This is a genomic window from Evansella cellulosilytica DSM 2522 (assembly GCF_000177235.2).
Taxonomy (GTDB): Bacteria; Bacillota; Bacilli; order Bacillales; family Salisediminibacteriaceae; genus Evansella; species Evansella cellulosilytica.
Window position 1 is genome coordinate 2,058,556 of record NC_014829.1, and the last position, 18,913, is coordinate 2,077,468.

General features: G+C 36.6%; 21 protein-coding genes. 20 read left to right on the top strand and 1 reads right to left on the bottom strand.

The genetic code is table 11. The features are described 5' to 3' along the window. The first annotated feature begins 3 nt into the window (after positions 1 to 3). The 16 genes from trpB to BCELL_RS09495 all read left to right on the top strand — a co-directional run bounded on the left by trpB (position 4) and on the right by BCELL_RS09495 (position 15,212). Positions 4 to 1,224 carry a tryptophan synthase subunit beta gene (gene trpB, locus BCELL_RS09420; protein WP_041808805.1) on the top strand — a complete coding sequence of 407 codons (1,221 nt, stop codon included), beginning with the start codon at positions 4 to 6 and terminating at the stop codon, positions 1,222 to 1,224. Further along, positions 1,217 to 2,014 carry a tryptophan synthase subunit alpha gene (gene trpA / locus BCELL_RS09425; RefSeq protein WP_013488478.1) on the top strand — a complete coding sequence of 266 codons (798 nt, stop codon included), beginning with the start codon at positions 1,217 to 1,219 and terminating at the stop codon, positions 2,012 to 2,014. Before trpB ends, trpA begins: the two co-directional genes overlap by 8 nt. A 110-nt stretch (positions 2,015 to 2,124) precedes the next feature. Continuing rightward, positions 2,125 to 3,204: a histidinol-phosphate transaminase gene (gene hisC, locus BCELL_RS09430; RefSeq protein ID WP_013488479.1), complete on the top strand. Its 1,080-nt coding sequence runs from the start codon at positions 2,125 to 2,127 to the stop codon at positions 3,202 to 3,204. A gap of 14 nt (positions 3,205 to 3,218) precedes the next feature. Then, positions 3,219 to 4,322 carry a prephenate dehydrogenase gene (locus BCELL_RS09435; protein ID WP_013488480.1) on the top strand — a complete coding sequence of 368 codons (1,104 nt, stop codon included), beginning with the start codon at positions 3,219 to 3,221 and terminating at the stop codon, positions 4,320 to 4,322. An 11-nt stretch (positions 4,323 to 4,333) separates the two neighbouring features. Then, positions 4,334 to 5,620, top strand: a complete 1,287-nt coding sequence (gene aroA, locus BCELL_RS09440) for a 3-phosphoshikimate 1-carboxyvinyltransferase (protein WP_013488481.1) — start codon at positions 4,334 to 4,336, stop codon at positions 5,618 to 5,620. 52 nt (positions 5,621 to 5,672) lie between these two features. Further along, on the top strand, positions 5,673 to 6,578 hold the full coding sequence (locus BCELL_RS09445; RefSeq protein WP_013488482.1) for a hypothetical protein: 906 nt from the start codon (positions 5,673 to 5,675) through the stop codon (positions 6,576 to 6,578). Between the two features lie 92 nt (positions 6,579 to 6,670). Further along, positions 6,671 to 7,939 (top strand): tetratricopeptide repeat protein, encoded by a 1,269-nt coding sequence (locus BCELL_RS09450; RefSeq protein WP_013488483.1) that lies wholly within the window; start codon positions 6,671 to 6,673, stop codon positions 7,937 to 7,939. 65 nt (positions 7,940 to 8,004) lie between these two features. Beyond that, complete coding sequence (locus BCELL_RS09455; protein ID WP_013488484.1) at positions 8,005 to 9,033, top strand: hypothetical protein; 1,029 nt, start codon at positions 8,005 to 8,007, stop codon at positions 9,031 to 9,033. 165 nt (positions 9,034 to 9,198) lie between these two features. Continuing rightward, positions 9,199 to 9,744: a ReoY family proteolytic degradation factor gene (locus tag BCELL_RS09460; RefSeq protein WP_013488485.1), complete on the top strand. Its 546-nt coding sequence runs from the start codon at positions 9,199 to 9,201 to the stop codon at positions 9,742 to 9,744. A 485-nt stretch (positions 9,745 to 10,229) separates the two neighbouring features. After that, complete coding sequence (locus BCELL_RS09465) at positions 10,230 to 10,709, top strand: YpiF family protein (protein ID WP_013488486.1); 480 nt, start codon at positions 10,230 to 10,232, stop codon at positions 10,707 to 10,709. 131 nt (positions 10,710 to 10,840) lie between these two features. Further along, positions 10,841 to 11,347, top strand: coding sequence for a Rieske (2Fe-2S) protein (locus BCELL_RS09470; protein WP_013488487.1), 507 nt, complete (start codon positions 10,841 to 10,843; stop codon positions 11,345 to 11,347). Positions 11,348 to 11,372: 25 nt separating this feature from the next. Continuing rightward, positions 11,373 to 12,044 (top strand): menaquinol-cytochrome c reductase cytochrome b subunit, encoded by a 672-nt coding sequence (gene qcrB, locus BCELL_RS09475; RefSeq protein WP_013488488.1) that lies wholly within the window; start codon positions 11,373 to 11,375, stop codon positions 12,042 to 12,044. A 32-nt stretch (positions 12,045 to 12,076) separates the two neighbouring features. Beyond that, positions 12,077 to 12,868 carry a menaquinol-cytochrome c reductase cytochrome b/c subunit gene (locus BCELL_RS09480; RefSeq protein WP_013488489.1) on the top strand — a complete coding sequence of 264 codons (792 nt, stop codon included), beginning with the start codon at positions 12,077 to 12,079 and terminating at the stop codon, positions 12,866 to 12,868. Between the two features lie 83 nt (positions 12,869 to 12,951). Beyond that, complete coding sequence (lhaT, locus tag BCELL_RS09485; RefSeq protein ID WP_013488490.1) at positions 12,952 to 13,545, top strand: lipoprotein heptaprenylglyceryl N-acetyltransferase LhaT; 594 nt, start codon at positions 12,952 to 12,954, stop codon at positions 13,543 to 13,545. 64 nt (positions 13,546 to 13,609) lie between these two features. Further along, positions 13,610 to 14,437, top strand: coding sequence for a sporulation protein YpjB (locus BCELL_RS09490; RefSeq protein WP_013488491.1), 828 nt, complete (start codon positions 13,610 to 13,612; stop codon positions 14,435 to 14,437). A gap of 85 nt (positions 14,438 to 14,522) precedes the next feature. Beyond that, positions 14,523 to 15,212 (top strand): zinc metallopeptidase, encoded by a 690-nt coding sequence (locus tag BCELL_RS09495; RefSeq protein ID WP_013488492.1) that lies wholly within the window; start codon positions 14,523 to 14,525, stop codon positions 15,210 to 15,212. A 266-nt stretch (positions 15,213 to 15,478) separates the two neighbouring features. Here BCELL_RS09495 and BCELL_RS09500 read toward each other — a convergent pair whose 3' ends face one another. Continuing rightward, a complete protein-coding gene (locus BCELL_RS09500; RefSeq protein ID WP_013488493.1) occupies positions 15,479 to 16,351 on the bottom strand; it encodes a YitT family protein in 873 nt (290 codons plus the stop codon). Positions 16,352 to 16,576: 225 nt separating this feature from the next. Here BCELL_RS09500 and BCELL_RS09505 point away from each other — a divergent pair, with 225 nt between their 5' ends. From BCELL_RS09505 to bshB1, 4 genes are all read left to right on the top strand, one after another. Continuing rightward, complete coding sequence (locus BCELL_RS09505) at positions 16,577 to 16,921, top strand: nucleotide pyrophosphohydrolase (RefSeq protein ID WP_013488494.1); 345 nt, start codon at positions 16,577 to 16,579, stop codon at positions 16,919 to 16,921. Next, the gene (gene dapB, locus BCELL_RS09510; protein ID WP_013488495.1) at positions 16,921 to 17,715 is read left to right on the top strand and encodes a 4-hydroxy-tetrahydrodipicolinate reductase; all 795 of its coding nucleotides are present in this window, start codon (positions 16,921 to 16,923) and stop codon (positions 17,713 to 17,715) included. The genes BCELL_RS09505 and dapB overlap by 1 nt, the downstream gene beginning before the upstream one ends. Positions 17,716 to 17,785: 70 nt before the next feature. After that, on the top strand, positions 17,786 to 18,205 hold the full coding sequence (mgsA, locus tag BCELL_RS09515) for a methylglyoxal synthase (RefSeq protein WP_013488496.1): 420 nt from the start codon (positions 17,786 to 17,788) through the stop codon (positions 18,203 to 18,205). Continuing rightward, positions 18,205 to 18,912, top strand: a complete 708-nt coding sequence (gene bshB1, locus BCELL_RS09520; RefSeq protein WP_013488497.1) for a bacillithiol biosynthesis deacetylase BshB1 — start codon at positions 18,205 to 18,207, stop codon at positions 18,910 to 18,912. The genes mgsA and bshB1 overlap by 1 nt, the downstream gene beginning before the upstream one ends. Position 18,913: the final 1 nt, after the last annotated feature.

Here is an 18,913-nt window from a genome sequence, read left to right on the forward strand (position 1 = left end):
AAAATGGCTTCTAAAGTAAAAAACAACTATGCGGCACCAGATAAATTAGGGAGATTTGGAGACTTTGGTGGAAGGTATGTACCGGAAACCTTAATGTATGCACTTGAACAGTTAGAATCAGCCTTTGATGAGGCGGTACAGGATGAACATTTCTTTGCTGAGTTACACAATGAATGGGAGAAATATTCTGGGAGACCAACGCCTTTAACGGTAGCAGAAAGGCTATCAAAAACATTAGGGGGAGCTTCAATATATTTAAAGAGAGAAGACTTAAACCATACAGGTGCTCATAAAATCAACAACGCTATTGCTCAAGCAATCCTTGCAAAACGAATGGGCAAACAGCAAATTATTGCTGAAACTGGAGCTGGCCAACATGGAGTTGCTGCTGCGACTGTAGCTGCAAGGTTTGGACTTACATGTAAAGTGTTTATGGGTGAAGAGGATATGAAACGTCAGGAATTAAATGTCTTTCGCATGAAGCTGCTTGGTGCAGAAGTAATTAAAGTAACGAGTGGTGGAAAAACATTAAAGGATGCTACAAATGAAGCGATCAGACATTGGGTATCACACGTAAATGATACATTTTATTTAATTGGGTCTGCAGTTGGACCTCATCCATATCCTAAAATGGTAAGGGAGTTCCAATCTGTTATCGGGCGTGAAAGTAGAAGACAGTTTCTTACTGAAACAGGAGCACTACCAGATGAGGTTATTGCTTGTGTCGGTGGTGGAAGTAATGCAATTGGGATGTTTTACCCGTTTATCAATGATGAGCAAGTTGTTTTAACAGGAGTAGAAGCTGCAGGAAAAGGAGTAGATACAGAAGAACACGCCGCTACTTTAACAAAAGGCGTGAAAGGTGTATTGCACGGCTCACTATCTTATTTATTACAAGACGACTTTGGAAACATTACAGAACCATATTCTATTTCAGCAGGTCTAGACTATCCTGGCATTGGACCAGAGCACGCTTATTTAAGAGATATCGGCAGAGTTTCATATGAATCTATTACTGATAAGGAAGCAATAGAAGCCCTTCAAACACTATGTCAACTAGAGGGTATTCTTCCTGCTATTGAATCTGCACATGCGTTAGCCCAAGCCTTTAAAAGGGCAAAAGAGCTATCTGAAGGTAAAACAATATTAGTTTGTCTATCTGGCAGGGGTGATAAGGACGTTCACACAATTCAAGGTGTATTGGAGGGGGATAATAATGAATAGACTACTAAAGGAAGATTTCCAATCAAAAAGAAATAAATTTGTACCGTATATCATGGCAGGAGATCCGTCAATGGAAGCAACAATTGATATTGCCCTTGCCCTTCAAGATGCTGGTGTAGATGCAATTGAGTGGGGTATCCCCTTTAGTGATCCGTTAGCAGATGGACCAGTTATTCAAGCAGCAGGAGAACGTGCAAGATCTAATGGAATGAATATAATAAAAGCAATAGAAGGTGTAAAGGAAGCACGAAGGAAGGGCCTAACCATTCCAGTTATATTGTTCACCTATGTTAATCCAGTGTTGGCCTACGGGGAAGATAACTTAATAGAAGAGATGAAAAGCGCAGATATCGATGGCTTACTCATCCCTGATCTTCCGATTGAAGAAAGTGAAAAAATTAGAATAAGCTGTAAGGATAATGGCATATCCTTCATTTCGTTAGTTACACTCAGTTCAAAAAGTAGGTTGGAAAAGATTTGCACTCAAGGCGATGGCTTTATATATTTTGTATCTTCATTAGGTGTTACTGGAACACGCAATCAATTTTCTGAAGATTTATCAAGTTCAATAGCAGCTGTAAAGGAATTTACATCTGTGCCCGTATTAATAGGATTTGGTATATCAAAAAAAGAGCACGTACAATCATTTAATCAAATAAGTGATGGTGTTATCGTCGGAAGTGCGCTTGTCAGTTTTATCGGAACACGTAATCAAGAACTTTTATGCGAAAATGATAGAAAAAAAGCAGTTGATGACATAAAAGAATTTGTAGTAGAACTCATTTCATAATAGGATAGATAGTAGTGATATAGTGTGGAAAATGCTTCTTCCTATATTTTTCTATTCATTGTCGTGTAAACTAGCATCATGAAAGAAGTGAGTTAGATGGAGGGATTTAAGTGAACGTAAAGCAAACGATGGTAGGGTTAGTACCTTATCAGCCTGGTAAACCAATTGAAGATGTAAAACGTGAATTAGGATTAGACGAAGTGGTGAAATTAGCTTCAAATGAAAACCCATATGGATTTTCACCGGAAGTCAAAAAAGTATTACAAGACTCTTTAGAAAACCTAGCGATATATCCGGATGGTTATGCAAGAGAGCTACGTGAAGGCGTAGCGAAGCATCTCGGTGTCAAGGAAAAGCAATTGATTTTTGGGAATGGATCAGATGAAGTGATTTTGTTATTATGTCGATCTTTATTAACTGAGAAAGATAATATTGTAACTGCAACACCAACGTTTTCTCAATATAGTCACAATGCTGTAATTGAAGGAGCAAAAATTCACGAGGTTCCATTAGTTGATGGCGTTCACGATTTAGAAGCAATGCTTGAAGCTATTGATGAGCACACTAAAATTGTATTTGTATGTAATCCGAATAATCCATCAGGAACGTATGTAGGGGAAGAGGAGTTTCTTTCTTTTTTAAAGAAAGTTCCAGATAATGTTTTAGTCGTTAGCGATGAGGCTTACTTTGAATATGTAGCCGCAGAAGATTACCCTGTAACGATACCTTTATTAAAAGATTATTCTAACTTGATGATATTGCGGACATTTTCTAAAGCTTACGGATTAGCATCTTTAAGAGTTGGTTATGGCGTAGGAAATGAACAATTTATTCAAGCGTTAGACCCTGGTCGAGGCCCTTTTAATACGAATACAATTGGTCAAATTGCTGCGTTCGAAGCGTTATCTGATCAACAATTTATAACAGAATGCTATGAGAAAAATAGAGTAGAAATGGAACGCTTTGAAGCTTTTTGTGAGAAAAAGGGCTACAAATATTACCCTTCCCAAGCTAATTTTATTTTAATTGACTTACAAAGACCTGGCGGAGAAGTATTTCAAAAATTGTTAGAAAAAGGGTTTATTACAAGGAATGGTGAAGCTCTAGGTTTTCCGACTTGCATTAGAATTACACTTGGTACAAAAGAACAGAATGAACGAATTATTGATGTATTATCTAATTTATCATAGCAGGGGGAACATTCGTGAGGAAGAGAGTGTTACTGATAGGTTTAGGGCTAATAGGGGGATCATTAGCCTTATCAATTAAAAAAGAACATCCTGAATGTGAAATTATTGGATTTGATGTAGATAAGGAAGCTGTCAAGCTAGCTTTATCATTACAAATTATTGATAGAATATCAATACGGTATGAGAGTGACGCCTCAAATGTCGACCTCATTATTTTAGCAACACCTGTTGTAAGTTCTATTGAAGTGTTGAGTAAACTCGAATCGATTTCTTTAAAGCAAAACTGCTTAATAACTGATGTTGGTAGCACGAAAAGGACGATTGTTGAAAAAGGCAAACAGTTAACAAAAGACGATGTATTTTTTATTGGTGGCCATCCAATGGCAGGTTCACATAAAACAGGCGTAGCTGCATCGAATGTACGATTATTTGAAAATGCTTTTTACATAATAACACCTTCTGAAGGTACACCATCATCTAAGGTGATACAATTACAAAATTGGCTCAGGGGAACGAAGGCCCGATTTATCGAACTCAATCCAGATGATCACGATAAATTTACTGGGATGGTTAGTCATTTACCTCACGTTGTTGCTGCTGCACTCGTACGTCAAACTGGTGAAATGGGAAAGGCATATCCGGTTGTTTCACAATTAGCAGCAGGTGGTTTTAGAGATATAACGCGTATTGCCTCTGCTTCGCCCACTATGTGGAGAGATATTTTACTTCAAAACAAAGATATTCTTTTATCGATGTTAAAAGAATGGGATAGTGCTATGAAACAAGTAGTAGAAATGCTTGAAGAAGAAGACGGAGAGGAAATATTCCGCTTCTTCTCTGAGGCGAAACAATTACGCGATCAGCTGCCTGTCGGACAGAAGGGTGCATTAATGCCATTTAATGATTTATACGTAGATGTGCCGGATCACCCAGGTGTAATAAGTGATGTCACAAGTATTTTAGCTGAAGAAAGAATTAGTATCACTAATATACAAATTATTGAAGCGCGTGAAGATATTATGGGTGTACTTCGTCTTACTTTTAGATCAAAGGAAGATTTAAATACAGCAAAAAAGGTGTTATCTAATCACATGTATGAAACTTATGACATGCCATAGGAGTTGAGAGAGTGGATAGAGTGACGGTTAATAAAGTGACAAATGGATTAAACGGGACTATTTCAGTACCTGGTGATAAATCAATTTCACATCGTGCAGTCATGTTTGCGTCAATTGCAAATGGACAAAGTGAAATTACAGGTTTTTTAAAAGGGGAAGATTGTTTGAGCACGATAAGTTGTATGAAGCAACTTGGCGTAACTATTCGTGAAGAAGATGATAAGATTATTGTTGTAGGGAAAGGTGTGAAGCAACTCAAGGAGCCTAACACTATACTAGACGTAGGTAATTCCGGTACAACCATTCGGCTACTTTCAGGGATCTTAGCATCGCTGCCGTTCTCTTCTGTGCTAATTGGTGACGATTCGATTGCCAAAAGACCAATGGCAAGGGTAACTGGTCCTCTAAAAATGATGAATGCAACAGTTGACGGTAGAGAGAATGGTAGGTTTACTCCGCTTTTTATTCGTGGTGGACAACTCCAAGGTGTACACTATGTATCACCAATTGCAAGTGCACAAGTAAAGTCTTCAATTTTGTTAGCTGCTTTAAATGCTAAAGGAACAACAACGGTTACTGAACCACATCGCTCGAGAGATCATACTGAGAGAATGTTGAAAACGTTTGGAGTGAGTGTGGAGGTTGATGGTGAGAGTGTGAGCTTGAAAGGTGGACAAGCGCTTACTGCAGCCAATATAGCGGTCCCTGGTGACATATCATCTGCAGCCTTTTTATTAGTTGCTGCAGCCATTGTGAATAAGAGTGAAGTGACGATAACGAATGTTGGTATAAACCCTACTCGAACAGGTATATTAGATGTACTCGAGAATATGGGAGCGGACATTCGGATTACAGATGAACGTTTTTATGGTGAAGAGCCAGTTGCTAATATCACTATTAAGTATACTCAATTAAATGCAACAACGATTGCCGGTGAAATAATTCCTAGATTAATTGATGAAATACCAGCGATTGCTGTTTTAGCTACACAAGCAAATGGTGTGACTGTAATTAAAGATGCTGAAGAATTAAAGGTAAAAGAGACGAATCGTATCGATACAATGGTTCATCAGTTAAAGTCTTTAGGGGCAAACATTGAAGCGACTTCAGATGGAATGAAGATAATTGGACCAACCCCATTACGTGGTGGAAACGTTGAAAGCTACGGTGACCACAGAATCGGGATGGCGATGGCGTTGTGCGGATTAATTTCTGATGGTGATGTAAAAATAGAAAATACTGAAGCTATTGCAGTGTCATATCCTAATTTTTTTGAACATTTAAATGAGTTAAAGTAACATAAATTTCCTCTTCCCCTCATAGCTTGGCAATAGAGGGGAGGAGAGTTTCATGAAATATGTCATAAACGTTATCGACGATGATACACGCAAAGTAAAAGATATTTGGGTGGAAGATGGGAAGGTAAGGTATACAGACCTTCCTGCTGAACGCTCAGGAATATATCAAGTTGCATCAACTGACTTTCAAGTTTTACCTGGTAAAATCACTTTCGATGACCAAGTAGTACCAGCATATCGCCTAGGGAATGGGTTGTCATACGTAAAACGATTACTTTTGTTTGGAAATACCACTTTTATTCATCCGATAAAAGTGGAGTATGAATCAGAGTTACATCATAAGTTGAGTGACGTAAGACAGACCCTGCTCTCATGTCCAATTGATTATTTATTTGCTATTGTTGTTCCGGCTACAAAACTATCTGATACGTTTGTTCGTAAATTAAAATATGAATCTATAGCGATCGTTTTCGTCGAAGTAAATAATACGAGCGAATTGGATGAGGTACCATGGCAGCGTGTTGCAGAAGCGATTTTTCCGAAAAGAATTCTTATCGTGTGCAAGCCGAGTGATATGGCTTTGATAAAGAAATATGATGCAAATATTATGGAGAAATGGAAGAAAATAGTGAAAAGATATAAATTTAATTCTTATTTTAACTTCCCAACTCTAGGGAAAAGCGTATCGCTATTTTTAAGTAAAAGAATTGGTCTATATCCACAAAAAGGTGCACTTGTTATGGGGAGTGATGCAGATTATGTCATGTATCACGAACTAGAAAATGATACGCCAATAAAGTTCCCTGATATTATCGTTTTAAAAGGCCAAGTTATTAAAGCGGCTTTACAATGGACTATCGAAGACATTGAAGGAGCAGAATTGACTTCTCTCGTTCCAGAGAAGTTTTTACCAATACAAGATGTCTATCGTTTTGAGGACATAAATAAAGATATATAACCTAAGGAAAACATAATTCAAGGTTCATAGCTTGAATTATGTTTTTCTTATTCGATACAATGTACATAGACATAACTGAAGGGTGAGATAATGTGAACGATCAATTACATAATGCAATACAACTCATAGAAGAAGGTATGTATGAGGAAGGATTACAAAAGTTATCAGAGATTTCTAAGGAAGCAAATGATGATATCTTAAGAGAAATTTGTGAAATCTATTTCGAATTAGGATTAGTCGATAAGGCGTTAGTACTGTTAGAAGATTTAATGTTCCGGTATCCAGACCATGGTGAATTGTTTGTATTTGCAGCAGAGTGTTATTCTGAGTTGGGGAAAGAAGATGAAGCAGTAGACATGTTGACAGAAATACATAAAGATGATCCTGTATTTGTACAAGCACAATTATTGCTTGCAGATATCTATCAAGGACAAGGTTTAGAGGAGGTAGCCGAACAAAAGCTTTTACAGGCTGAGAAGGTAGCACCAGAAGAAGCGATATTACTATACGGTATTGGTGAATTTTATTTAGACAGGGGCGAGTATCAACGTTCAATTCCTTACTTTAAAAAAGTGATTCATGATCATAAGTTAGACGATAGTAATGGTTTAAATCCAGCACTGCGCTTAGCGGAGGCTTTTAGTACTTCTGGTCAATTTGAAGATGCACTTACTTATTATGAGAAGGGTTTAAAAGATAAAGAGGATCTAGATGGTATTTTCGGATGGGGATATACAGCACTGCAGCTTGGAGAATATGATGTTGCTATAAAGCAATTCGAAAGATTAAAGAACTTAGACGAAAATTATACGACAGTTTATACGTATTTAGGTAAATCCTTAAAGGCAAAAAATAAACTAAAGGAAGCATTAGAAATTCTCCACGAAGGAATTATGAAGGACGAATATAATGAAGAGTTATACTTAGAAATGGCTAAAGTACAATTTATGATTGGTAATAGAGAAGAGGGGAAAAGCTTCTTAGAGAAAGTTATAGCTATTAACCCGTCCAATGTTTCTGCTGTAAAAGAGCTTCTCTTATATTTTCATCAAATTGAAGACTATGAAGGACTCTTACAACTATTGTCATTTCTAGAGGAATACGGAGAATATGATCCTGTTTTCGAAAGGTATAAGGGAAAAGCCTTATATGAAGAAGATGATATTGCTAAAGCCGTAATAGCATACGAAAATGCCTTACATGATATACAAGAGGATTATGAGCTTATGGAGGAAGCTGCATATGTTTTCCTTGAAGCAGGCCATCGAGAGAAAGCGATAGCGCTTTTAGAAAAGGTGTTTGCAACTTTCAAAGACAGATTTGACATTGAAGAACGCCTGCAACAGTTAAAAATAGATTAAAAATGATGATAGTTTTTCCCCTCTTATCACATACTATTATTATTATTTGATGAGAGGTGTCTTTTATGAAATTAATGCAAGTGCTTTCTTTACAACCTCAAAAAGAATTAGTGGAAAGAGTAAAGTCATTAGGATTAACTTGCAATGCACATTCAAGACAACAGGTAACCGAGGAGTTATCAAAATTACTACTGAATAGAGAAAAATTAAAAGAGACTTGGATTAATTTAACACAATCAGAAAAGCATCTGCTCTTACAGATGAGTTATGGAATTTCCTTAGCCTCTTATTCAACGGAATTACTTACTAGTTTAAGGCGAGAAGATCAGCATTTGTTTCCGTCTATCCTTCATGGCCTAAAATGTAAAGGCTGGATTTATGAGGGAGAAAACGGACATTTAACGCTTCCGTTAGAATTGAAAAGGACAATAAAACAATTTACTTTAGAGGAATGGCAAGAGGAGTTCATCATTTTACCTCGTAATAAGAGTCAAGACTATTATGCTATTTATGATTTGTTTGAATTTATGGATACTGTTTCGGACTCTAAGGTTCCTTTAACGAAAACAAAGACGATCTATAAAAAACAATTATTAAATATACTAAAATTGTTGTCAATGGAGGAGACAATTCCTACAGAAAAATGGAGATTTGGATATGGTAGACATTTTAATAGTTATCCGGATTGTTTTTCATTTTTGTATGATTTCTGCTTTGATCAAGGTTGGATAGTGGAGGGAGAAAGTCTAACGGTTACTGAAAAATGGAATAGTGGACAAAATACATCCATTAATGAGTTGTTGGACCGTATGCTACGAGTATATATTCGTATTTATAGACGCTCAATTCCTCAGCTACCATTCATCGTCGATTTATTAACAAATATGCTCTCCGGTGGAGATGCAATAGAAGAGAAGCAATTGATTCATAAAATAAAAGATTACGTTGACCCATATTATTATGATAATCCTAAACAGATTGTTGAAAAAAGAATTGTTAGTATGTTAAAATATATTCACTTTTTATCTTTAACCGAGATAGATGGTAATTGCTATTTGCAATTGAATGAGAGGTTAATGATGAGAACTAAATAATGTTTTCTTGAAAAAATTTAGAAGATACATTTATTTTAAAGGATTTTTCGATAACGTAGAGAATATATTAAATAATAAAGAGATCATGAATGTGTCTTAATCGTCACACTCAACGTAGATTGTCTTCCTCGTAAAGTGACAATAACAATGAGGGAGGGAAACTTGATGAACAATCCTGTTCCTGTAATGGAAAAACGCGACTTTTTGAAGTGGTTTTTGGATCAGTATCAGCTTAAACGTAGAGAGTGTGCTTGGTTATTGAATTTTTTGATGAGTGACGATATTTTAATGGAGCGTGTACATTTTGTGGAACAGGCGGAATATTGTCCGAAAGCATTAATGATTTCCGCAAATGATGTGGATAGTGTTCCTTTTGCTTTTCACAAAAATCAGCACGTGACGATGGATGCAGAAAAGTCCTTTCATGACATTAGACTTAATCGCACGGAAGATATTTATGTTCAACTCAATTTCAAGGAAAAACAGCAAGTTCCTCAGTACGTAGCCGTATTAGAGGAAAACCCATACCTTCCTATAAATAAAGAGGAAGCTAATGTGGATAGCTTATTAGCTGAAATCGTACTGGAACAGTCGATTAAGTCATATCGTTTAAGTCTTTTAGAAGGGGAGATTGATCAAGCGTTAATTAGGGGAGACGAAAAGGCCTTTCATGAATTAGTAGAACAATATCATGCTTTAAAAGCCCTTTAAGGGCTTTTCTTTTGTAAAATAATCATGTATAGGTTATCTCAACTTTGAAAACTGTCTTTCGTAAAATTTCCTCTTCGCTTCTATTTTAAGTTAACATCGCATCATGGTGCTAATCGTGTCTCCGCTATCTTTCTAAGCATTGTTTTCCTTGTCTGTGAGACAGGAAGTTATCTTTTTAACTACCTAAAAAGTGTTAGTAATTTAAAGACAGAAGTCTCGTATGGTAATACATATTGTAAAGCTACTAGTTCAAATAGGCTCTGTAAAAGGCTAGTGTTTATATTGACAAAGGGGGAGAAGCCTTTCGGAATAGCGGTAACTGAAGACATGCAGGGCGGATTGATGGCAATGGCTCCGTTCGTTTCATGTAGGGAAGCAAAGCCTGCGGCACCAAGCTGTGAAAATCAATAACATAGTTTAACATAACCTATCAAAAATTAGTATAATGAAGCACCAATTGATCAAAAGTAAAGGGGAGAGATTTTTTGAAGTGGACAACTAGTCACATAGATACTTATTTAAATGCAAAAGAATATGTAGATACTGCAATAATCCCACTAATTCCTATTGAGTGGAGGAGTGACTTAAAGGGTAAGGTTTCTATGGCAGAATTTACAACATTAATTGTAGAGGAATTAGAGAGGCAATTTAAAGGAAGGGTGTTCCAAATATTACCTTTTACATATTTGTCAGAAGAAAGTGAGGAAGAAAGAGTTGCTAGGTTAAAAAAGTGGGATCAACACCTTTATTCCGGTGGGTTTAAGCATGTAGTTTATATCACTGCTGATGGAGAATGGAAGAAAGTAGAGAAGGAACTTCCTGATATGCTCATTTGGTTACCCTCTCTCTCTTTAGAAAATATGGATGAATCATACGCTAAAGAAATTATTGGGCAACAGATGAAACAGCTATTACCACTGATTACAAATAAGTGGCAAGAAGAGCCGCAAGAACGAGAGATATAATTGTGAAAAATAATCTTCACTCTTAGGTACTGTATTGTTGACATTACTAGAAATTTTGGGCTATCATGAGTATGTCTTAGTATGTTATTTTGTGGTGTCAACTTAGTAATGAATGTGAGGAGGGAAAATTCGTGAGCGAGAAAGAACATAAAGTTTCTAGACGTCAATTCTTATCGTATGCATTAATGGGTGTCGGCGGTTTTATGGCTGCTGCTACAGTTAGCCCGATGGTTCGTTTCGCACTAGATCCTGCTCTAGATGCAGGTGGTGATACTGAGTTTGTAAATGTTGCTACAGTAGATGAATTGACAGAGGAACCGCAACGCTTTGATTTCAAAGTAGAAGTTGAAGACGCTTGGTATACTTCCGAGCAATCAAGAACAGCTTGGATTTATAAAGAGGGAGACAAAGTCATTGCCCTTTCACCTGTATGTACCCACTTAGGTTGTACGGTTAACTGGGATACAAATGAAGATCACCCAAACCAATTTTTCTGCCCTTGTCATTTAGGTCGTTTTGAGAAGAGTGGTCAAAATGTTGCAAATACACCACCAACTAGACCATTGGACTTATATGACACTAAACTAGAGGATGGAAATGTTTTATTAGGTGGTACAATACAACGTAGGACTGTATAAAGTTGTTTGAAGGGGGGCGTAAATGATGCTACAAAAAATTTATGATTGGATAGATGAGCGATTAGATATTACTCCAATGTGGCGTGATATTGCAGATCATGAAGTACCTGAACATGTTAATCCAGCTCATCATTTTTCCGCATTTGTATATTGTTTTGGTGGTTTAACATTTTTTGTTACTGTAATCCAAATCTTATCGGGTATGTTCTTAACCATGTATTACGTACCAGATATTATTCATGCATATGAATCGGTGTACTTTTTGCAAAATGAAGTAACACATGGCGTAATTGTTCGTGGGATGCACCATTGGGGCGCGAGTTTAGTTATTGTTATGATGTTTCTTCATACTTTAAGAGTTTTCTTTACAGGATCTTATAAAAAACCTAGAGAATTAAACTGGGTTGTTGGTGTACTTATTTTCTTTGTTATGTTGGGATTAGGATTTACTGGTTACTTACTACCGTGGGATATGAAAGCTTACTTTGCGACAGTAGTAGGATTAGAAATTGCTGAAAGCGCACCAGTTGTTGGTGGTTTCGCAAAAGCATTATTAGCTGGTGGAGAAATAATTGGGGCCCAAACATTAACGCGTTTCTTTGCGATTCATGTATTTTTCTTACCTGGAGCTTTACTAGGGCTACTAGGAGCGCATTTCTACATGATTCGTAAGCAAGGTATTTCTGGACCGTTGTAAACGGAAAAGAAATTTGAAAAGGAGGGAAAGCTATGCATCGCGGGAAAGGTATGAAATTCGTCGGGGATTCCCGAGTTAAAGCGAAAGAGCATCGAATGAAAAACATACCAAAAGATTATTCCGAGTACCCAGGTAAAACAGAGGCTTTTTGGCCTAACTTCTTACTTCGCGAATGGATGGTTGGGGCCGTCTTTTTAGTGGGGTATTTATGTTTAACTGTTGCTCACCCTGCGCCATTAGAGCGTATGGCAGATCCAACAGATTCAGGCTACATACCATTACCTGATTGGTATTTCTTATTTTTGTATCAATTGTTAAAATATGAGTTTGCAGCAGGACCTTATACAGTAATTGGTGCTGTTGTAATTCCTGGTATCGCCTTTGGTGCACTTTTATTAGCTCCATGGCTTGATACAGGTCCTGAGCGTCGGCCGATAAAACGTCCAATTGCTAGTGGGATTATGTTATTAGCAGTTGTATCTATCATTTTCCTAACATGGGAGTCTGTTGATGAACATGATTGGGAAGCGGCAGCACAGCAAGGTGCTATAGTAGAAGATGTTGAAGTAGATACTGAATCAGAAGCTTATGCAATTTACCAAACCCAGGACTCCTGTATTGGTTGTCATGGGGGAGATATGTTAGGTGGAGCTGCTGGTCCAAACCTCTTCCAAGGAGATTACTCTAAAGAAGAAGTGTACGATATCATTAAGTATGGTATAGAGGGTACCGCTATGCCAGGTGATAACTTCACAGGAACTGATGAAGAGCTGGAAATATTATCAGCATTTATTGCAAATGATGGTCAAGATCCTGAAGAGTAAGTTTTTAAAAGCTGACTGATTAAGTTCGGTCAGCTTTTTTGAAAATTTTTTTTAATATAAAATGAAAATAAGGGACGTTGCACATGCTACAACTATTTTTACAGCTGTTGAGGGAAAAATCTTTTTTATGGTTACTGTTATTAATTAATATTGTTGGTACTATATACGGATATATTTGGTATGGTGGTCAACTAGCACAAACACCAACGATATTTTTACCGTTCGTACCAGATAGCCCTACCGCAAGTTTATTTTTTTGCTTAGTTTTAATAGCATTTTTGTTAGGGAAAAATTGGCCGCTAATGGAGGCTTTAGCCTCTGTTACTTTAGTCAAATACGGTATATGGGCCGTTGTTATGATTTTAGCCGCTGCTATCGCAGGGGATACATTACATTGGACACAATACATGCTTATTTGTTCACACCTTGGAATGGCTGTACAAGGGTTGCTTTACGTGCCATACTATCGTATTAAAGCTTGGCATCTCATTGTAGTCGCAGTCTGGACACTGCATAATGATTTTATTGATTACATATATGGAATGCACCCTTGGGTTTCTAGCTCAATATATCAATATATAAGGGAAATAGGATATTTTACTTTTTGGTTAAGTATTTTTAGTTTATTAATCGTATATTTACTGAACAAAAATTTGAAGAAAAAAAATCTTTCATAATCTTTCAGGTCTACTCCTGTCCAATTGCTCATACGATGAAGTATGAACTAGAGGAGGGACAGGCATGGCTGAAAGATTATTTAAAATATTCTTGGTTCTTTCGATATTTATTATTTTGCCTATACAAATAGGAACTGCAGAACAGACAGGTACTCAAGAAAAAAAAGATCTGTGGCGGGAATTAAATCATACTAGTGACTCTATTTTACGAAACGTAAAAGAAGGGAACTATGATGATGCAAAAGAGTTGCTTAACCGTTTTTCAGATGATTTCTTATCTATCCGTGCTGCAGATGAAAACTTAACGATGAGAGAGCTGCAAGTTATTACTTCTGTGTATGACGAAGTAAATGAAGCAGTTGTTAGTGTATCGTTGCCACATAAAGATAGAGTGGAAAAAGCATCTAAATTAAGGCTATTAGTCGATGTATATGATGCACCACATGAAATGCTATGGGAGAGAACGAGAAGTTCCCTTATAACACCAATTAGTAATATGAAAAGTGCGGTTGAAGCTGGCAACAATACTAAATTTCAAAATGACTTAAATGCATTTATTAATAGTTATGAAACAGTCCGTCCTGCATGGTCGATTAGTTTAGAAGATGAAAACTATGAAATGATAGAAGCACAAATAAAATATTTACAGCATTTGCGTGGAAACTTTCAAAATGATAAGGAAATTTTGGAGCATTTAGATAGAATGGAAGCACAGTTAAATAAGATTTATGATGGTACAAAAGAAGATACTTCTGATCCATCCTTAATTTGGGTCATGTTAACAATTGGTGGTGCGATCGTCCTTTCTTTAACATATACTGGTTGGAAAAAGTATAAAGGGGAAAAAGAAAGGGAAAAACAACGTAGGAGAGATCGGCGTCGTCTCCGTTAATGCATTGTCGTTGACACAAAATAGCGGGTTGATTAAAATTAAAATATACTACTAACTAGAGTATTTCATTAAAGGGGTGAGTAATATGTTTGAATCAATAGGAGCTTATTTCATTTACCTTGCAGTGCTTATGATAATCCCTTTATGGGCACAATCCAAAGTGAAGAGTGCTTATAGGAAATATTCCCAAGTTGCTTCCTCTTCCGGCATGACTGGAGCTCAAGTTGCAAGAAAAATCTTAAATGATAATGGATTATATGATGTTACAGTTGAACCTGTAAAAGGACAGTTAACTGACCACTATGATCCGAGAAAAAAGGTAGTCAGACTGTCAGAACACAATTATTATGGTAATTCTGTTGCAGGCGCAGCAGTAGCTGCTCATGAAGTTGGCCATGCTATGCAAGACTACGAGGGTTACGCCTTTTTACGCTTTCGTCATGCATTAGTCCCAGTAGCAAACTTCGGATCCAATACAGCTATTTTCATTATTATTGCTGGTTTTTTAATGACCATTCCTCAACTCGTATTACTAGGAATCGTATTTATGTCCGCTGCTGTTTTATTTCAGCTTGTAACATTACCGGTTGAGTTCAATGCCTCCAACCGTGCAATGGAACAAGTCGTCTCAGCAGGAGTTATACGTAATAATGAAGAGAGAGAAACAAAAAAGGTATTAGACGCCGCAGCATTAACCTATGTTGCTGCCGCATTAGTAGCAGTAATAGAATTAGCTCGATTTGTTCTCATGTTCCTAGCAATGAACAGAGATTAATAATAATACGAAAAAGCCTCAGCACATTGCGAGGCTTTTTGTTTTGGGTAACTGTAGTGGTTTACTTGACAATGAATGGTACATTGATTAGTTCTAGTAAGAGGTTGTGGTGCCATCGATGTAGCTACTACTTCAAAGACATGGGCACCAACCCTTCACGGCATTTAAGAAAAACTAAAAACGAGCTTCACCAAGCTCGCTATAAGTTTTTCTTATATCTCACTTTTTCCACCCCGATCAGATAGGGTATGTTTAGCTTATATTCTTCAATGCTGTAATGGTCGTTTGTTCTCATCTAGAGTAAAACCTTCACCCATTACATCTTGAACATCTCCTAAAGTAACAAATGCATGTGGGTCGATCTTTGAAATTAAATTTTTTAGTCTTACAGTTTCTGTTTTTCCGACAACACAATAAAGGACTTCCCTTTCCAAACCTGTAAAAGTACCTTTTCCTTTTAATATCGTTACTCCTCTGTCCATTTCCTTTAAAATGATAGCTGCTATATCCTCAGATTTTTCCGATATAATCATTGCGGCTTTACCAGAGTATGCTCCTTGCTGCATAAAATCAATGACTTTAGCTATTATAAAAACAGCTAATAAAGTATACATCGCTTCACGGTAATTTAAATAAATAAGAGAAGATAAAATAACAGCGGCATCAAATAAAAACATCGTTTTTCCAATACTCCATCCAAAATACTTAAAAGCCATTTTAGCTATAATGTCGACGCCACCTGTCGTACCTCCATAGCGAAAAACGATTCCAAGCCCAACACCAATAAATACGCCAGCGAATAGTGCCGCTAGTGTTAAATCGTCATATAGTGGTAATGATATGATGGGGAAACGCTGAAAAATCCATAGAAATAATGAAACGCTTAATGTACCGATAATTGTATAAATAAATACATTACGTCCTAACACTTTCCAACCGATAAAAAATAGTGGAATGTTTAGTGCTAAGTTTGAATAGGCTGGGTCTATTGAGAACATAAAGTATAATATAAGCGTGATACCTGTAAAACCACCATCTGCTAAATTGTTCTCCATATTAAAATAAACTAATCCAAAAGACATAATTGCTGTTCCTATTAAAATAAATATAATGTTTTTTATTCTTATAGAACCGAGCATTTCATTCACCTCACTTTAAACGAGTATAGTATTTGTTAAAATGACTGCTTTATTATATAAGATGGTGTAGAAAGGTACAATGATTTCTTGTGAAATAATGTCAAAAATACACTATAATAAGAATATTCTTCTTTAACGTTCTTCATAGTTGTCAAATGGTGTTGATTTCGCTAACATGAACATGAAATATATTTACGTTTTCATTTTCAGAGAGTGAGGGTTAAAATGGATAATAAGTCTATTAAAGATGCTCAAGCACAAGTAGATGAATACATAAGTCAGTTTAAAGAAGGATATTTTAGTCCGTTAGCTATGATGGCTAGGTTAACAGAAGAATTAGGCGAGCTTGCTAGGGAAATAAATCATTTTTACGGTGAAAAGCCTAAAAAAGATTCTGAAGAAGAAAAAACAGTTGAACAAGAAATCGGGGATGTTTTTTTCGTGTTGATTTGCCTGGCTAATTCGTTAAATGTGAATCTAGATGAAGCATTACAAATGGTTATGAAAAAGTTTGAAACACGAGATAAGGACCGTTGGACGAAAATGAATAATGAAGGAGTTAATGAATGATGTTAAAAATTGTAGTAGCAGGACCTCGTGGTAACATGGGGCAAGAAGCAGTGAAAATGGTAGCAAATGAAGAAGCTTTTGAACTTGTGGCAGTGGTCGATATAGAACATAATGGATTGAAAATGAAGGATGTTCCTTCGATGCTTCCTTTAGATGTTCCGATTTTTGAAGATATGAATGATTGTTTTCAACAAGTGAATGCAGATATATTGATTGATCTCACTGCACCCGAAGCTGGAAAGAAGCATATGAAAATTGCATTCGAAAATGGCGTAAGACCCGTAGTTGGAACTACTGGATTCACTGATGAAGATGTGAAGGAGCTTTCTGACATAGCTGAAGATAAAAAAATAGGGGCTATTATTGCACCTAATTTTGCTGTTGGAGCCATTCTCATGATGAAATTTTCACAAATGGCAGCGCGATATTTACCTGATGTTGAAATCATAGAACAGCACCATGATCGTAAACTAGATGCGCCATCTGGTACAGCGGTGAAGACAGCTCAAATGATTACAGAAGTAAGGGAGAAAAAATCGCAAGGTCATCCTGACGAAAAAGAAACTCTACAAGGTGCAAGAGGCGCAGACTTTGATGGCTTACACATCCATAGTGTCCGTTTACCAGGTCTCGTTGCCCATCAAGAAGTGATATTTGGTGGAGTAGGTCAAACATTGAAAATTCGTCACGATTCGCTAAATCGTGAATCCTTTATGCCAGGTGTAAAATTAGCTTGTGAAACAGTAATGAAAATAGACGTGCTCGTTTATGGTCTAGAACACATTATTGAGTAGTTAACATGTAACAGATCACCTCTAGCTAGTTTGATAACAATTATATAGAGAAAGTCGAGGAGGAACGAAAATGAATATTTCTTTTATTGCCCATGATAGAAAAAAAGATGATATGGTTCAATTTGTAACAGCATATGAACAAGTCTTAAAGGAACATACTTTGTTTTCTACAGGAACTACAGGAGAAAGAATTATGGAGGCAACCTCATTAAGCATTCATCGTTTTCAATCTGGCCCTTTAGGGGGAGATCAACAAATAGGGGCTAAAATAGCAGAGAACGAAATGGATCTCGTTGTCTTCTTTAAAGATCCATTAGCTGCACAACCACATGAGCCTGATATTACAGCATTAATAAGGTTGTGCGATGTCTATAGTATACCGTTAGCTACAAACATGGCTACTGCTGAAATATTGTTAAGAGGATTGCAAAGAGGCGATTTCAAGTGGCGAGAAATTGTTAAAGGCAACATGGAGGAAGGAAGACAGTAATGAATTTTAAACAATTGGATATGCTTGCGATAGGTGCACATCCAGACGATGTAGAAATTGGTATGGGAGGTACGCTAGCGAAATATGCTAGTAAAGGTTTTAAAACTGCTATTCTTAATTTAACGAAGGCTGAGTTATCTTCTAATGGAACTGTTGAAGGTAGACAATTAGAGGCCGATAAAGCAGCTAAAGTACTTCAAACGGAACGGATTCAATTGTCATTTCAGGATCGAAGACTTTTTGAGAGTAAATCAGAATGTATACTTGCCATTGTTAATGTCATTAGAAAGTATAGGCCTAAAGTAGTATTTGCACCGAATAGTAACGATAGGCATCCCGATCATGGACATTGTAGTGTTCTCGTAAAAGAAGCTGTTTTTTCAGCTGGAATAAAAAAGTTTGCACCTGACTCAAATTTCGTTGCATACCGTCCTAATTACTTATATTACTACCAAATTAATGGAATGATTGTACCAGATTTTGTGATTGATATAAGCGACTTTATTGATAAGAAATTAAAAGCACTCTCTTGTTATGAAAGTCAGTTTACTAAAGGAGTTACCGGTGTAGACACACCACTAACTGATGGGTATATAGAAAAGGTAAGAGGGAGAGAGCATTTATTAGGAAGTGATCATGGGCTCGCCTATGCAGAAGGATTCAAATCGGAAAAACCGTTGTTAATGACAAGTTTATTAGGAGAATAAA

Coding starts and splice junctions, on each gene's coding strand:
- trpB (WP_041808805.1), top strand. CDS start 4: ATGGCTTCTAAAGTAAAAAACAACTATGCGGCACCAGATAAATTAGGG.
- trpA (WP_013488478.1), top strand. CDS start 1,217: ATGAATAGACTACTAAAGGAAGATTTCCAATCAAAAAGAAATAAATTT.
- BCELL_RS09445 (WP_013488482.1), top strand. CDS start 5,673: ATGAAATATGTCATAAACGTTATCGACGATGATACACGCAAAGTAAAA.
- BCELL_RS09455 (WP_013488484.1), top strand. CDS start 8,005: ATGAAATTAATGCAAGTGCTTTCTTTACAACCTCAAAAAGAATTAGTG.
- BCELL_RS09460 (WP_013488485.1), top strand. CDS start 9,199: ATGAACAATCCTGTTCCTGTAATGGAAAAACGCGACTTTTTGAAGTGG.
- qcrB (WP_013488488.1), top strand. CDS start 11,373: ATGCTACAAAAAATTTATGATTGGATAGATGAGCGATTAGATATTACT.
- BCELL_RS09480 (WP_013488489.1), top strand. CDS start 12,077: ATGCATCGCGGGAAAGGTATGAAATTCGTCGGGGATTCCCGAGTTAAA.
- lhaT (WP_013488490.1), top strand. CDS start 12,952: ATGCTACAACTATTTTTACAGCTGTTGAGGGAAAAATCTTTTTTATGG.
- BCELL_RS09490 (WP_013488491.1), top strand. CDS start 13,610: ATGGCTGAAAGATTATTTAAAATATTCTTGGTTCTTTCGATATTTATT.
- BCELL_RS09495 (WP_013488492.1), top strand. CDS start 14,523: ATGTTTGAATCAATAGGAGCTTATTTCATTTACCTTGCAGTGCTTATG.
- BCELL_RS09500 (WP_013488493.1), bottom strand. CDS start 16,351: ATGCTCGGTTCTATAAGAATAAAAAACATTATATTTATTTTAATAGGA.
- BCELL_RS09505 (WP_013488494.1), top strand. CDS start 16,577: ATGGATAATAAGTCTATTAAAGATGCTCAAGCACAAGTAGATGAATAC.
- dapB (WP_013488495.1), top strand. CDS start 16,921: ATGTTAAAAATTGTAGTAGCAGGACCTCGTGGTAACATGGGGCAAGAA.
- mgsA (WP_013488496.1), top strand. CDS start 17,786: ATGAATATTTCTTTTATTGCCCATGATAGAAAAAAAGATGATATGGTT.
- bshB1 (WP_013488497.1), top strand. CDS start 18,205: ATGAATTTTAAACAATTGGATATGCTTGCGATAGGTGCACATCCAGAC.